The following is a 15,192-nucleotide window of genomic DNA, read 5'->3' as shown; positions in this document are numbered from 1 at the left end:
CCTGATCCAAAGGTCTTCGCATGGATTTCCTGCAACCGGTCATTGACGGCTTCGGCGTCGTCCTCATGCCCTCCAACCTGCTGTACTGCCTGCTGGGCGTCGTCATCGGCATGCTCATCGGCGTGCTGCCGGGCCTCGGTCCGGCAGCGACCATCGCCATCCTGCTGCCATTGACCTACGGGATCGAGCCCGTCACGGCCATCATCATGCTGGCCGGCATTTTCTACGGGGCGCAATATGGCGGCACCATCACCTCGGTGCTGCTGCGGCTGCCGGGCGAGGCAAGTTCCGTGGTTACGGTCTTTGACGGCTATCAGCTCGCCCGACAGGGTAAAGCCGGAACAGCCCTGGGGATTGCAGCCATTGGTTCGTTCATCGGCGGCACAGTCGCCATCATCGGGCTCACGTTTTTGGCTCCGCTGGTGGCCAGCTTCGCCCTGGACTTCGGGCCCCCGGAGTATGCAGCGCTGGCGCTGGTCGGCATCCTGCTGGTGGCCACCATCAGCAACGGCGCCAAGATCAAGGCTTTGATTGCGGCCGCGTTCGGCCTGCTGCTTGCCACCGTCGGACGCGACATCTTTACGGGTGCCGAACGCTTCACCTTCGGCAACCTGAGCCTGGCCGACGGCATTGACTTCGTCCCGGTGGCGATGGGCCTGTTCGGTGTCGGAGAGATCCTCTACAACCTGGAAGAACGCCACCGTGCGGCCCAGGCACCGGCAACCGTGGCCAACGTGTGGCCGTCCAAGAAGGACCTCAAGCAGTCGGCCGGGGCCATCGGGCGCGGGTCGGTACTGGGCTTCTTCCTGGGCATCCTGCCCGGCGGCGGCGCCACCATCTCCTCGCTCGCTGCCTACGCGGTGGAGAAGAAGCGCGCCAAGAATCCGGAGCGCTTCGGCAGGGGCGCGGTCGAAGGCGTCGCCGGTCCCGAGACGGCCAACAACGCCGCGGCCACCAGTTCCTTCATTCCCCTGCTGACCTTGGGCATACCCGCCAACGCGACCATGGCCATCATCTTCGGCGCACTGCTCATCCAGGGCGTGACCCCGGGGCCGCAGCTGATGGTCGACAACCCGGATCTGTTCTGGGGCGTGGTCAACTCGATGTACATCGGCAACATCCTGCTGCTGATCATGTCCATCCCGCTGGTCGGCCTGTTCGTCCGTATCCTGCGGGTGCGCGCAGCCATTCTGGCGCCGATCACCGCGCTGATTACCTTGCTGGGCGCGTACACCATCCGCAACTCGATGTTCGATGTGCTGCTGGTGGTCCTCTTCGGCGCCGTCGGCTACCTGATGAAGAAATTTGGCTTCGAGCCGGGACCGCTGGTGCTGGCCTTCGTGCTGGGCGCGCTGTTGGAGTCGAGCCTGCGGCGCTCGCTGTTGGTGCTCGATGGAGACGTCGCCGGATTCATGGGCCGCCCGATCTCCGCCACGCTGCTGGTGGTCTTCGTGGTGGTTGCCGTGTGGCCGATGGTCAAGTCCGTCATGGATCGGCGGAAGAATTCACAGACAGCCTCCCTCATCAAATCTAAGGAGAACGCATGAGCATCCTGGTCGGTTATGTACCCACCCCCGTGGGCGAGGCGGCCGTGGCCGCCGGGATCGCGGAAGCAAAGCTCCGCAGTGAAGAGCTGCTGATCGTCAACTCCACCCGGGAGGGGGCTTTGGTTGACAAGACCGTCGCCTCAGAGAGCGACATCCTGCGGCTGAAGTCGGCGGCCGATGCGGCCGGCGTGACCGCCGAGGTCTTGCGTCCGACGCACCGTGATGATTTGGCCGAGGAGATCCTCGAACTGGCCCGCGAACGCGAGGTCTCGATGATTGTTATCGGCCTTCGCCAGCGCAGCCAGGTGGGCAAGTTCATCATGGGGTCGCATGCCCAGCGCATCCTCTTGCAGGCCGACCGACCGGTGCTGGCCGTCAAGGCAGCTGAGTAGCCAGCTCGGGCATACCTACCCGCAAACCATGAAGCGGCAGCAGGCTAGTGTCTGCTGCCGCTTTGCTGTCCACCGCGGGGTGGGCGGGTCAGGGGCCGGATTCGCGCCCCAGCCGGTGCCGCGAGTTGACCAGATGCGTGCGCATGGCGGCGGCGGCGGCCATGGCATCGCCGGCCTCGACGGCGGCCAGCACCGCTGCATGCTCGGCGGCCACCTCGGCAAGGCGTGTGGTTTCTCCCTCGGCCACGCTGGCCTCCAGCCGGTAGCGGGGCATCGCAATCATGGCCGGGCCGAGGGCCGCTATCGCATCCTGCAGGAAGGGGTTGCCGCTGGCCTCGGCCACGGTGCGGTGGAACTCGAAGTCGTGGGCCAAAGCCGCGGCCGGGTTGGCGCCGGAGCGGGAGAAGTCCTCGATTGCGGCACGCAGGGAGGCCACCTGCTGCTCCGTCCTACGGACGGCGGCCAGGGCTGCGGCTTCGCTTTCCACCCCGGTACGGAATTCCACCAGGTCGCGCCGGTCTTGCAGCGTGCGCACCGGCCGGGTGATCCGCGACCCGTCTGGTTCAACCGGCGGGGTCAGCGCATAGCTGCCGCTGCCGCGCCGGGTATGCACCAGCCCCTCGGCCTGCAGCCGGGTGATGGCCTCGCGCACCACCGTGCGGCTCACGCCGTGCTCGGCGATCAGCGTGTTCTCGCTGGGGAGCTTGTCGCCCGGGGCGATCTCGCCGTCGACAATGCGCCGGCGCAGCTCATCGACCAGGGCGGCCGTCAAGTTCGGTTTCATGCTCGGTGCTTTCTTCGTGACAGGTTGGGAACGACGGCGGTGCGGGGCACCGCCGTCGTCATGTGAACCAAGCCCGGGCCGGATCAGGCGCGGCCGAATTCGACGCTGTCCGTGGTCCAGGCGCGGGCCTGGTCGCTGAAGGTGAAGCCGAGGCCGGGGCGGTCCGGTACGATCATCCGGCCCTCGCGGGTCTCGAGACGCTCGTTGAACAACGGATCGAGCCAGTCGAAATGCTCCACCCACGGCTCGCGCGGGTAGGCGGCGGCCAGGTGCAGGTGGATCTCCATGGCGAAGTGCGGGGCAAGATCCAGCCCGGCCTGATCGGCCAGCGTGGCCAGCCGGAGGAACTGGGTGATGCCGCCGACGCGCGGCGCATCGGGCTGGATGATGTCGCAGGCGCGGGCGGCGATCAGCCGTTCGTGCTCGGCCACCGAGGCCAGCATTTCGCCGGTCGCGATCGGCGTGTCCAGGGCTGCGGCCAGGGCTGCGTGGCCTTCGGCGTCGTAGGCGTCCAGCGGCTCCTCGATCCAGACCAGGTCGAACTGCTCCAGCCGGCGTCCCATCCGCAGCGCCGTTGCGCGATCCCATTGCTGGTTAGCGTCCACCATCAGGGGCACGTCGTCGCCAATGTGCTCGCGGACGGCGGCAACGCGGCGCAGGTCCTCCGCGGTGTCGGGCAGGCCGACCTTGATCTTGATGCCGCCGATGCCCTCCTCGATGGAGCGGCTGGCGCGGTCCCTGACCTCGTCGATGGAGGCATTCAAGAAGCCACCGGAGGTGTTATAGGTGCGGACCGAGTCTCGGTGGGCGCCCAGGAACTTGGCCAGCGGCAGCCCGGCTCGCTTGGCTTTGAGGTCGTACAGCGCAATGTCCAAAGCGGCCAAGGCCTGGGTGGCCACGCCGGCGCGGCCCACCGAGGCGCCGGCCCAGAGCAGCTTGTTGTACAGCTTGGCGATGTCGTTGGGGTCCTCGCCGATCATGGCGTCGGCGACTTCCTTGGCGTGGGCGTACTGGGCGGGTCCGCCGGCGCGCTTGGAGTAGCTAAAGCCCAGCCCCTGGTGGCCCTGCTCGGTGGCGATCTCGGCAAACAGGAAGACCACTTCGGTCATTGGCTTCTGCCGCCCGGTGAAGACCTTGGCGTCGGAAATCGGCGTGGCCAGAGGCAGCGTGGCGGTAGAAAGCTTGACGTGCCGGATGGCATCGGGTGTGTAGGGCATGACGGTCCTTACGCGGGATGTGCAGATGGACTCATCGTACAAGTTGCCAACTTGTTCTACAAGCTTGGTTGCGGAAGGCGGCCGTACGCCGTTCCTTCAGCCCAGCAGACCGGCCAGCCCGCCGACGATCTCCTCGGTGACCGCAGCGGTCTCCCGGAGGGCTGCCGCGATGTCGCGTTCGCGCGCCGTTCGCAGCTTGGACAGCGGAAGCGATACGGAGAGCGCATCGACGCCGTCCGGCCCGCAGTCGACGGCGACCGCCACGCAGGCGATGCCCACGGTGTTCTGTTCGCGTTCCACGGCGTAGCCGCGGCGGCGGACGGCGGCCAGTTCGCGGACCAGTGCGGCCCGCGAGGTGATGGTCTTGCCGGTCAGGGAAGTGAGTTCGGCCGGCAGTTGGGACCGCAGCGTAGCGGGGTCCAGCGACGCGAGTGCCGCCTGGCCCAGGGCGGTGGCATGGGCGGGCAGCCTGCGGCCCACGCGCGCGGCCGTGCGCTCCTGGCCGGGCGCCTCCCAGGTGGCCAGATAGACGATGTGGCCGCCGTCCAGCCGGCCGAAGTTCACGGTTCCGCCCACCTTTTTGCCGAGCAGACCGAGTTGGGGCCGAATGACTTTGAGCAGGGGATCCGCATCCAAATAGGTGGTCCCGGCCAGCAGCGCGCGGATGCCGATGCTGTAGGTGGTCCGGGACGGATCGGTACGGACCCATCCGGCGTCGATCAGGGTCCGGAGCAGCGCGTAGACGCTGCTCCGCGGGGCATCCAGGGCAGAGCAGAGCTCCCGGATGGTGACGGGTGCATTGCTGCGGGCCGCGAGCACTTCGAGGATGTCGATGGTGCGGGCCGCGGATTTCACTTCGCGCACTCCGGATGGATGGTCGGCTGGATCCGCCATGGCGCCCCTTTCCCACTGTCTGAGCCAATCCTAGGGGGCGGCGGCAGCCGGTGGCGGCAGCGCCCGGAGCTCGAACGGCGTTCCGGGCGCTGCCGGGCTTAACCCACCGGGGTGACCAGCGAAGCATCGCGCAGGTAGCTGCGCAGGTTCTCCAAAGTCAGCGCCGCCATGTCGGCGCGGGTCTCGCGGGTTCCGCTGCCGACGTGGGGGAGCAGCACAACGTTCTCCAGTTCCATAAGTTCGGTGGGGACATGGGGCTCGGACGCGAAGACATCCAGCCCGGCACCGGCCAGCCGGCCCTCCGTCAAGGCGGAGACCAGGGCTGCTTCGTCCACCACGGTGCCGCGGGCGATGTTGACCAGGTAGCCCTCCGGGCCGAGGTTGGCCAGCACATCGGCGTCCACCAGGTTGGCCGTCTCGGGGCCTCCGGCCGCGGCGATGACCAAGACATCCACGGCTTCGGCCAGTTCGGCCGGCGAGGCCTGGTAGGTGTAGCCGGAGCCTTCGGCTGGACGGCGGTTGTGGTAGTGGATGTCGCAGCCGAAGGCCTCCAGCCGCTTGGCGATGGCCTTGCCGATCCGGCCGAGGCCCAGGATGCCGACCTTTTTGCCGGAAGCGCGGGTGGTCAGGGGGTAGGACGGGGCCGACTCCCACCCGCCGCGGCGGACGAATCGGTCGGCTGCGCTGGTCTGGCGCAGTACATCCAGGTAGAGGGCCAGGGCAGTGTCGGCCACGCAGTCGGTGAGTACGTCAGGCGTGTTGCTGATCGGAATGCTGCGTTCGTTCGCCTGCGCGACGTCGGTCGCATCGTAGCCCACGCCGAAGTTCACGATCGCCTCGAGGTTGGGGAGTTGGCGCATCAGTTCAGTGTCCACGCCGAACCGACCGGAGCAGACCGCTACACGGATGCCGGCGGCGTGCCGCTGCAGAAATTCTGTGCGCTCGGGGCCATCCGGGAGCCGCACGGCTCCGAACTCGTCGGCCAGCGCAGCGGCCACGGTGGGATTCACCGGTCCGACCTGGAGGATCTGCTCGCCGCTGATGGCGGTGTGGTTCTCGGCCTGCGCCGCTGCGTGGGTACTCATGTCAAGAACAGTAAGAAACTCGGTGATTCGCGTCCAACACGCAGATTGCATTGATCAATACCCCTGGGGCATGGATCGCGTTTTTCCGCGCAGCGGCGCGGAATTCGGCGATCCCGGGCGGCCTTCCGCCGCAGTTCCGGGCGCGACGCAAAAGTCGGGCTCTTGACGTGCGGTGATCGCGCTCACAAAGCTGTTGCTTACCAATCCAACCGTCGGCTTCATATGTAGACAAGCCCGCGGCCTATCACTCTCGCTCCTTCGGAGGAAGCAATGACGTTTGAACCCACTACCGGGTCGTCGGGGACGGCTGGTATGACGAAGCGGCGCCGCTTGAGTCTGGCCGTCGCCACCGTTGCAGTCGGCGGCACCATGGTGCTCAGCGGCTGCTCGGTGGCCAACTCGGAGAACGCAGCCGGCGGAGCCACCGGCGCGGCTTCGGAAACCCTCCGCGTGGTGCTCCAGCAGGAACCGCCCACGCTGGAACCCTGTGAATCGAACCTGACGAGCACCGGTGTCGTCGACCGGTCCACCATCACCGAACCTCTCGTTGAACGCAACCCGTCCACCGGTGAACTCGAGCCCAAGCTCGCCACCGAGTGGAGCTCGGGAGATGACACCGTGTGGACGTTCAAGCTCCGCGAGGGCGTGACCTTCCACGACGGCAGCGACTTCACCGCTGAGGACGCCGCCCACACCATCGAGCGCGCGGTCAACTCCAAGCTGGGCTGCAATGTTGAGGGCTACGTCTTCGGCGACGACGACCTCGGCGTCGAGGTGGTCGATGAGACCACGCTGAAGGTGACCGCTGCTGCAGCAGACCCGATCCTGCCGCTGCGTCTGTCCTTCCTGGAAGTTGTCCCGAGCGAGACGTCGGACACCGAAAAGGTCCGCGAACCGATCGGCACCGGCCCCTACCAGCTGGACGAGTGGAAGGCCGGCCAGAAGATCACCGTCTCCGCCTATGACGGTTACTGGGGCGAGAAGCCGGCCTACGCATCCGCCGAGTACCAGTGGCGTTCCGAAGGCAGCGTCCGCGCCGCCATGGTTACCTCCGGCGAGGCCGACATCGCGATGGGACTGAGCCCCGAGGACAACATCGGCGATCTGGGTGTGCCGTACCCGAACAACGAGACCGTCGCGCTGCGCATGCACAACGACAAGGCGCCGTTCACCGACATCCGCGTCCGCCAGGCCGTCAACTTCGCCATCGATAAGGAAGGCATCGTTTCCAGCCTCTACGGCGGCCGCGACAAGGTGGCAGCACAGCTGGTGCCGGAAGGAGTCGTTGGCCACAACGCGGCCCTCAAGGGCTGGCCGTACGATCCGGAGAAGGCCAAGTCCCTCGTATCCGAGGCCAAGGCCGACGGCGTTGACACCAGTGCCCAGATCAGCCTGATTGTCCGTACCGCCCAGTTCCCGAAGATCGAGGAACTGGCCCAGGTCATCCAGGAACAGCTCACGCAATCCGGCCTGAACGTCAAGCTGAAGATGATGGAGACCAGCCAGCACCTGCAGTACCAGGTCCGCCCCTTCGTCGAGGACGAGGGAGCCATCCTGCACATGGTCCAGCATGGCAACCAGGCCGGTGACGCTGCCTTCAGCGTGGAGCAGTACATGATGACAGAGGGCGCGCAGAGCGCCTTCGGCACCCCCGAGCTGAACAAGCTGATCGAAGAGGCCAACGCCGCCACCGGCGCTGACCGCCAGGCAGCGTTCGAAAAGGTTTTCACGGCCCAGAACGAGGACGTCGTGCAGTTCGCCCACGTCTCGCACCAGACCGGCATGATCGGCAAGGCCGCGACGGTGAACTACGAGCCGAACTCGTCCAGTGGTGACGAGCTGCGCTTGGCCGAGATCACCCCCGCCCAGTAGTCCCCGCGGCTACCGGAGTTTGAGAAGGAGAGGGAAGCTGTGCTGACCTATCTACGGAAACGGATCATTTCCAGTGCCTTGCCGCTGGTGGTCGTGGTCATCGGAGTCTTCGCCTTGGCGAGGCTGACCGGCAATCCGGCCAGTCTGTACCTGCCGCTGAATGCCACCGAGCAGATGCGCGCGGATTTTGCCACCCGGAACGGACTGGACCAGCCGTTGCTGGTGCAGATGGCGGACTACTTCGGCGGAGTCCTGCAACTGGACTTCGGCACTTCCCTCAGGACGGGAGAGTCCGCGGCAGCCATGGCGCTGCGGGCTTTCCCGGCCACCCTTCAACTGGCGGCAACCACCATGGTGATAGCCGTCATCCTGGCCGTGCTGGTGGGCAGTTGGGCGGCCTTGAAGCCCAACGGCCTCGCCGACCGGATTGCCAGCTTCGTTTCGATGGCGGCGGCTTCCATTCCCGATTTCTGGCTGGCCATTGTCGGCATCTGGGTCTTCGCGATCACGCTGGGCTGGGTCCCGACCTCAGGCGTCGGCGGCGCCGAAGCCTGGGTGCTGCCGATTGCCACCTTGTTGATGCGCCCGTTCGGTGCTCTGGTCCAGGTGGTGCGCGGCGCCATGGTCTCGGCCTTGTCTGAGCCGTATATCAAGCTGGCCCGCAGCAAAGGCGCCTCGCAGACACGCGTGGTCACCCGGCATGCGCTCCGCAACGCGGCGGCACCGGCGCTGACGGTGGCCGGTGACCTGACCGTCGGCCTGATCAACGGTGCCGTGGTGGTGGAGACCATCTTCGGCTGGCCCGGCATCGGCAAGCTGATGATCGATTCGATTCTGCAGCGGGACTTCGCCGTCCTGCAGGCCGCCGTCCTGCTGACCGCCATCGCGATCTTCGTACTGAACATCCTGATCGACCTGGCCTACGCCCTGCTGGATCCCCGGGTCCGCCCGGCCGGCGCCGGTTCCCGCCGGCGGACGAAGGCTCCGGCCCGGCCCGCTGCTCCCGCGGAAGCCGAAACTGCTGAAACCACCCCTGCCGCTCCGGTCCAGGTCTAGGAGGACACCATGAGCGAAACCTCGCGCACAGAAGCCGCGCCCGGCGACGGAGACCTGCGGCAGCAGGCCAAAGGCAAGACGGCCGCCAAATCCAACAATCCCAGCATGCTGCGCATGCTGCTCCGCGACAAGTTCGCCAGCACGGGAGCGGTGATCCTGCTGATTGTGTTCGCTACCGCGGTGTTCGGCCCCGTGCTGATGGGCGAACTGGCCACGAAACAGAACCTGATGTTCGCTAACAAGCCGCCGTTCGACCCGGCCAATGGCTGGGAGTATTTCCTGGGCTCCGATTCACTGGGCCGCTCCGTGCTGGCCCGCCTGGTGGTGGCAACCAGGACCACCTTGCTGGTAGCCATTCCGGCGGTGACGGCCGCGCTGCTGATCGGTTCACTCTGGGGTGTGTGGGCCGGCTATCACCGCGGCTGGCGGGAAAACGTTTCCATGCGGGTGGCCGATGTCATCATGAGCTTCCCATCGCTGCTGCTGGCCGTCGTCGTGCTGTATGTCTTCAGCCCCTCGGTCGCCAACATCGTGCTGATCCTGGCGCTGACCCGCATCCCGATCTACCTCAGAACCGCGCGGGCCGAGTCCGCCGAGCTGCAAAGCCGCACCTTCGTCGACGCCGCACGCACCTTCGGTTCCACGCCGAACGCCATCATCCGGCGGCACGTGATTCCGGTGGTCGCGCCGACCCTGCTGACGCTGGCCACGCTGGAGTTCTGCTACGTGATGCTGGCCGAGTCCTCGCTGTCCTTCCTGGGCATCGGCATCCAGCCGCCGGACATCAGTTGGGGCCTGTTGGTGGCCCAGGGGCGGCAGTACCTGCAGACCGCCTGGTGGCTGTCCATCTTCCCGGGCGTTGCCATTGTGATTACCGCAATCGCCGCGAACATGCTGGCCGCCTGGCTGCGCATCGCCACCGATCCGAGCCAGCGCTGGCGCCTGACGCTGCCGGGCCGCAAGAAGTTCATTACCCGTATTTCTGCCAAGGAGTCCAAGTGACCGTGACGGCAACCACTGACAAAAGTCGTTCCGGCGGCGAACATCCCGTGGTCTTGCGGGTCGACGGACTCAACGTCGACATCCGCACTCCGCTGGGCACGGTGCGCGCCGTCAGCCAGGCCGGTTTCGAGGCGCGGGCAGGCCAGACCCTGGCCCTGCTGGGCGAATCCGGCTGCGGCAAGTCGATGACGGCCAAGGCCATTGCCGGGCTGCTGGATCCGGTGGCCCACGTGGCCGGCGGCTCGATGGAGCTCGAAGGCAAAGAACTGGCCGGCATGGGCGCCAAGCAGCGGCGCAAGATCGCCGGTGCCGAACTCGGCATCGTGTTCCAAGACGCCTTGACCGCGCTGAACCCGGTCTATCCGGTGGGTGTGCAGATCGGCGAGGCGTTCCGGATCCACCGAGGCCTCTCTGCCGCGGATGCCCGCAAGGAAGCCATCGCGCTGATGGACCGGGTGGGCATCCCCCATCCGGAGTCCCGGGTGGATGCCTTCCCGCATCAGTTCTCCGGCGGCATGCGGCAGCGCATCCTGATCGCCATGGCGGTGGCCCTGGGCCCGCGCCTGCTGATCGCGGACGAACCGACCACCGCTCTGGACGTGACCGTCCAGGCCCAGATCATGGACCTGCTGCGCCGGCTGCGCGAAGAGGAAGACATGGCCGTCGTGCTGATCACGCACGACCTCGCAGTCGTTGCAGAAGAAGCCGACACGGTCTGCGTGATGTATGCCGGCACGGTGGCCGAGTCCGGGCCCGTGGCCGAGGTGTTCGCCAACCCCCGCCACCCCTACACCAAGGGCCTGCTGGAGTCCGTCCCGGCACAGGCCGAACGCGGGGCGACGTTGGCATCGATCCCAGGCAGCCCGCCCGAACTGAAAAACATCCCCTCCGGCTGCGTTTACCAAGACCGCTGCCCGCTGGCGCAGGAACTCTGCCGCGCCGAGCGGCCGGCCCTGCGCGAGACCGTACCCGGTCGCTACGCAGCCTGCCACTTTTCCGACCTTCTCGATCCCGAGACGTCCCTTCAGGAGACCCAGCCATGACGGCACAGCTCGACCGTGTGCAGGAAGCCGGGGTCGCGGCCCTCGAGGTCCGCGACCTCACCAAGACCTTTCACGTGGCTCGCAGCGGCTCCGGCAGCAACCAGCTGCGCGCCCTGGACGGCATTAACCTCTCTGTAGGCCGCGGGGAAACCTTGGGCCTGGTGGGCGAGTCTGGCTGCGGAAAATCCACCCTGGCCCGCACCCTAATGCTGTTGGAAAAGCCAGACTCCGGCAGCGTGACCTTCGAAGGCAAGGATCCCTTCAGCCTGCGCGGTAAGGAACTGATGGCCTGGCGCCGCCGCGTACAGATGGTCTTTCAGGACCCGTTCGCATCGCTGAACGCCCGGATGACCGCCGGCGAAATCATCGCCGAACCCTGGGCCACCCACCGCGGACTCTTCCGCACCGGACGCGAACGCGAAGCCCGGCTGCACGAACTGCTGGAACTAGTGGGACTGCGCGCCTCGGACGCAAAGAAATCGCCGCAGGAATTCTCCGGTGGGCAGCGCCAGCGCATCGGCATTGCCCGGGCCTTGGCGCTGAACCCGGAACTGATCATCCTGGACGAGCCGGTCTCCGCCCTGGACCTCTCCGTGCAGGCCCAAGTGCTCAACCTGCTCAACGAACTGCAGGAGAAACTGGGCGTGAGCTACATTTTCATCTCGCACGATTTGTCAGTGGTCCGCCACGTCACCGACCGGGTAGCCGTAATGTATCTGGGCCGGATCATCGAAACCGGCACCACCGAAGACGTCTTCGAACGCCCGCTGCACCCCTACACTGCAGCGCTCATGTCGGCATCGCCGAAACTCGACCCGGCCGAGCGCCCCGCCGAACGGATCGTGCTGCGGGGCGAACTGCCCTCGCCGCTGGACCCGCCGTCGGGCTGCCGTTTCCGCACCCGCTGCTGGAAAGCGCAGGACATCTGTGCGCGGCAGGCACCGCCCGCCCAGACGACAGATCACGCCGGCGGCCGGGTGCAGCTTGGCGTCCCGCAGTTGCGCGGGGCGGCAGCACCGGTCCACGCTGCCGAATGCCACTTCCCGCTGACCGGTGCCGCCGAAGCCGGCCTCCAGCCGGCCACGGTTGGGGAGTGAACCCCGCCGACTATCTGATTCTGGCGGTGGCGGTCTGTGCCGCCACCGCCCTGCAAGGATCCATCGGGTTCGGTGCCGGACTGGTGGCTGCCCCGGTAATCGCCCTGGTGGCGCCGGAACTGCTGCCGGCGCTGGTGGTGATGCTGGCCTGCCTGGTCACCCTGCTGGTGACCGTCCGCGAACGTGCCCATCTGGACCTCAAGGGCGCCGGCTGGGCGCTGGCTGGACGGATCCCGGGCAGTGTCCTGGGCGCGTGGCTGGCTGTGGCGATGTCGACGGCGGCGCTCTCCTGGCTGGTGGCCGCCTGTGTCCTGGCCGGGGTCGGCTCGGCGTTCCTGGGCTGGCGGCCGGTACCGAACCGGACAAATCTGGTGGCTGCCGGTTCTCTCTCCGGAGTGATGGGTACGGCGACGGCGATCGGCGGCGCTCCGATGGCCATCGTCTGGCAAGGCCAGCCGCCCGCACGGCTGCGCGGCACCATGAGCGCGTTTTTCCTGGTCGGTTCCGTGGTTTCGGTGAGCCTGCTGGCGGCAGCCGGAGCCGTCACCAGCGGGACAGTGGCGGCATTCCTCTGGCTGGCCCCGGTGGTGCTGGTCGGATTCGTGTTGTCGCGCTGGCTCAACCGATTTTTGGATGCGCGGCGACTGCGCTTGGTTGCCCTGATCGCCTCAGCCGGCGGGGCAGTCCTACTGATCATCCGGCTGGTCTCCGGCGGCTAAGCAGCGGGCCGGCGGCCAGTGCAGGCACCCGGCCCGCTGTCAGCGCATCTGGTCAGCGCACCTGGTTCCGCACGGGCTGTCCCGCAGCGACCCGGTTGACGTTCCCCGCGATGTCGTCGGCCCGCAGTTCGAACGTAGAGCGTGCATGGCCGGAGTAATGCGGCGTCAGCACCACATTCGGCAGTTCGCTGAAGGGAAAGTCAGCCGGCGGCGTGCGGCCGGCTTCCGGCGCACCCCACCAGACGTCGATCGCCGCGCCGCCGATCTGCTTGTCCACCAGCGCCCGATAAAGGGCTGCCTGATCCACCACCGGACCGCGCGCCACGTTGACCAGCACGGCATCCTGCCGCATGGCGGCGAATTCGGCGGGACCGATCAGGCCCTCGGTGGCGTCGTTGAGAGGAACGGTGACCACCACGACGTCGGACTCTGCCAGCAATCGGGGAAGGTCGCCGGCGCCGCCCACCCAGCGCGGCAGGGCACCCTTTGACAGAGGGGCATCCGGCCGGTTCCGCACAGCCACCACATCCATGCCGAGTGCGGCTGCCAGCCGCGCGGTTTCGCGGCCGATGCCGCCAAAGCCCACAACCCCCAAAGTCATGCTGTCCAGCGTGCGGTGCAGCGGGACGGCGTCGTCGGTAGCAATGGTCCGCCACACGCCAGCGCGCAGTTCGCCGCTGACGGCGGGAAGCCGGCGGGTCAGGGCCAGGATGGACATCAGCACATGTTCGGCGATGGGCCTCTCATGATGAAAGGTGTTGGCAACTGCCACGGCGGGCCGCAGCGCGGCCACCGCCACCCGGTCCAGACCGGCGCCGGTCACCTGCACGAGGCGGGCCTTACAGGCGGCGGCCTCCTTCGCGTCCATCCGCGCGCACACCACGACGTCGGCGCCCGCCAGGGCACGGGACCTCACCTCGGGCGGCGCGTTGGCCAGGAAGCGCCACCGGTGCCGGGGTGCGCCGGCCTGGAGGCGTTCGGCGAAGCGGGAAATGATCGGATCCGTGACCACCACGTCCAGCACAGCCGAATCCGCGGGCACCGGGACGCCTGGCGTGGCGGTGCCCGCGGTTACCACCGCGGACTCTTGAGCTCGTAGCCGGGCTGGATCCGCCGCATGTAGCCGGTGTCGTCGCGTTCGGTGATGCCGCTGGCCAGGTACTGCCGGTGCAACCGTTCCAGGGCCTCCGGATCCAGTTCCACACCAAGTCCGGGCGCAGTGGGGACGGTGACTGTGCCGTTGCGGAACGCCAGGGGGCCGGGGAGCACTACGTCCTCGTCCGCGCGCTTCCAAGGCCAGTGGGTATCGCACGCGTAGTCCAGATTGGGGGTGGCGGAGGCCAGATGGACCATGGCGGCTAGGCTGATGCCGAGATGGGAGTTGGAGTGCATGGACAGGCCCAGACCGAATGTTTCGGCGATGCCAGCCAGAGTCTGCGACCGGCGCAGCCCGCCCCAGAAGTGGTGGTCGGAGAGAACCACGTCCACGGCCCCGGCAGCCACCGCCGGCGGCAGGTCGTTGAAGCTGACCACGCACATGTTGGTGGCCAGCGGCAGCGGCACCTGGCGGCGGACGTCGGCCATGCCCTCGATCCCGGGCGTGGGATCCTCCAGATACTCGAGGATTCCCCCAAGCCGGCGGCCAATGCGGATGGAGGTTTCAACAGTCCACGCGGCATTGGGATCGATCCGCAGCGGGAGGTCGGGGAACTCCGCCCGCAGGGCTTCGATGGCGGCAGCCTCGGCGTCGGGCTCAAAGACGCCGCCCTTGAGCTTGAGCGCGGTGAAGCCGTAGGCGTCGACCATGCGCCGCGCCTGAGCCACGATCCCCTCGGGATCCAGCGCCGCGCCCCACTCATCGTCGGCCAGCCCGGGGTGGCCCGCCCACTTGTAGAACAGGTAACCGCTGAACGGTACAGCGTCGCGGACCGCGCCGCCCAGCAGGGCGCTGACCGGCAAGCCGAGCAGCTTGCCCTGGATATCGAGGGCCGCCACATCGAACGGCGAGAGCACGCGGTCCGCCGTCGAAGAGCCGGTGACCATACCGCTCATCCCATGGCCGCCCTGAGTGCTGTCGGCGGACAACGCCCGGGCAACGCGGGTGCGCAGGTCGTTGATGTTAAACGGGTCGGCACCGGTGACGGCCTTGGCGGCCATTCGGAGACGTGCCAGATGGGCGGCATCCCCATAGGTCTCGCCCAGCCCGGTGACGCCCGCATCCGTGTGGAGCTGCACGATGGCCCGGAGCGCATATGGTTCGTGTACGCCCACGGTATTCAGCAGCGGCGGATCGGCGAAGGCTACCGGCGTGATGGTGACTCCTGTGACGGAGGCCTGGCCGAGCGGTGAGGTGCTGCTGTCGCGGCGGCCCTGGGTTTCGAAGACGGTGGACATCGCAGTCCTTTCTGGCGGGTGGGAGAGTGACTCCCTTCACGCTAAAGGCCGCGATCCATGCCTGTCCAAGCTAAGATATGCACGCAACCA

At 67.3% G+C, this 15,192-nt stretch carries 14 protein-coding genes; 8 read left to right on the top strand and 6 right to left on the bottom strand.

What is annotated here, in order from left to right; genetic code table 11:
• The first annotated feature begins 20 nt into the window (after positions 1–20).
• Both AC5RWT_RS08570 and AC5RWT_RS08565 read left to right on the top strand, forming a co-directional pair.
• Entirely contained in the window at positions 21–1,547 is a 1,527-nt protein-coding gene (locus tag AC5RWT_RS08570; RefSeq protein ID WP_494079917.1) for a tripartite tricarboxylate transporter permease, read from the top strand.
• The gene (locus AC5RWT_RS08565) at positions 1,544–1,939 is read left to right on the top strand and encodes a universal stress protein (RefSeq protein WP_494079916.1); all 396 of its coding nucleotides are present in this window, start codon (positions 1,544–1,546) and stop codon (positions 1,937–1,939) included. Before AC5RWT_RS08570 ends, AC5RWT_RS08565 begins: the two co-directional genes overlap by 4 nt.
• Positions 1,940–2,027: 88 nt before the next feature.
• Here AC5RWT_RS08565 and AC5RWT_RS08560 read toward each other — a convergent pair whose 3' ends face one another.
• The 4 genes from AC5RWT_RS08560 to AC5RWT_RS08545 form a co-directional block, all read right to left on the bottom strand.
• Entirely contained in the window at positions 2,028–2,723 is a 696-nt protein-coding gene (locus tag AC5RWT_RS08560; protein WP_494079915.1) for a FadR/GntR family transcriptional regulator, read from the bottom strand.
• An 83-nt stretch (positions 2,724–2,806) separates the two neighbouring features.
• Positions 2,807–3,940, bottom strand: coding sequence for an L-talarate/galactarate dehydratase (locus AC5RWT_RS08555; protein ID WP_494079914.1), 1,134 nt, complete (start codon positions 3,938–3,940; stop codon positions 2,807–2,809).
• A gap of 96 nt (positions 3,941–4,036) precedes the next feature.
• Complete coding sequence (locus AC5RWT_RS08550; RefSeq protein WP_494079913.1) at positions 4,037–4,834, bottom strand: IclR family transcriptional regulator; 798 nt, start codon at positions 4,832–4,834, stop codon at positions 4,037–4,039.
• Positions 4,835–4,932: 98 nt separating this feature from the next.
• Positions 4,933–5,919, bottom strand: a complete 987-nt coding sequence (locus tag AC5RWT_RS08545; RefSeq protein ID WP_494079912.1) for a 2-hydroxyacid dehydrogenase — start codon at positions 5,917–5,919, stop codon at positions 4,933–4,935.
• A 270-nt stretch (positions 5,920–6,189) separates the two neighbouring features.
• Between AC5RWT_RS08545 and AC5RWT_RS08540 the strand changes: the two genes are divergently transcribed.
• From AC5RWT_RS08540 to AC5RWT_RS08515, 6 genes are read left to right on the top strand one after another with little or no spacing between them, the layout of a single operon-like run.
• Entirely contained in the window at positions 6,190–7,791 is a 1,602-nt protein-coding gene (locus AC5RWT_RS08540) for an ABC transporter substrate-binding protein (protein WP_494079911.1), read from the top strand.
• Positions 7,792–7,830: 39 nt separating this feature from the next.
• A complete protein-coding gene (locus AC5RWT_RS08535; protein WP_494079910.1) occupies positions 7,831–8,847 on the top strand; it encodes an ABC transporter permease in 1,017 nt (338 codons plus the stop codon).
• A 9-nt stretch (positions 8,848–8,856) separates the two neighbouring features.
• Positions 8,857–9,849, top strand: a complete 993-nt coding sequence (locus AC5RWT_RS08530; protein WP_494079909.1) for an ABC transporter permease — start codon at positions 8,857–8,859, stop codon at positions 9,847–9,849.
• Positions 9,850–9,851: 2 nt separating this feature from the next.
• On the top strand, positions 9,852–10,892 hold the full coding sequence (locus AC5RWT_RS08525; protein ID WP_494079908.1) for an ABC transporter ATP-binding protein: 1,041 nt from the start codon (positions 9,852–9,854) through the stop codon (positions 10,890–10,892).
• Positions 10,889–11,989 (top strand): ABC transporter ATP-binding protein, encoded by a 1,101-nt coding sequence (locus tag AC5RWT_RS08520; RefSeq protein WP_494079907.1) that lies wholly within the window; start codon positions 10,889–10,891, stop codon positions 11,987–11,989. Before AC5RWT_RS08525 ends, AC5RWT_RS08520 begins: the two co-directional genes overlap by 4 nt.
• Entirely contained in the window at positions 11,986–12,708 is a 723-nt protein-coding gene (locus AC5RWT_RS08515; RefSeq protein WP_494079906.1) for a sulfite exporter TauE/SafE family protein, read from the top strand. Before AC5RWT_RS08520 ends, AC5RWT_RS08515 begins: the two co-directional genes overlap by 4 nt.
• A gap of 52 nt (positions 12,709–12,760) precedes the next feature.
• Here AC5RWT_RS08515 and AC5RWT_RS08510 read toward each other — a convergent pair whose 3' ends face one another.
• A complete protein-coding gene (locus tag AC5RWT_RS08510) occupies positions 12,761–13,750 on the bottom strand; it encodes a 2-hydroxyacid dehydrogenase (RefSeq protein ID WP_494079905.1) in 990 nt (329 codons plus the stop codon).
• Between the two features lie 29 nt (positions 13,751–13,779).
• On the bottom strand, positions 13,780–15,102 hold the full coding sequence (locus AC5RWT_RS08505) for a glucarate dehydratase family protein (RefSeq protein WP_494079904.1): 1,323 nt from the start codon (positions 15,100–15,102) through the stop codon (positions 13,780–13,782).
• Positions 15,103–15,192: the final 90 nt, after the last annotated feature.

The sequence above is a fragment of the Arthrobacter sp. Dra40 genome, assembly GCF_059091905.1.
The sequence above is the reverse complement of the archived record's forward strand: the minus strand, read 5'-3'. Positions and strand labels throughout refer to the sequence as shown.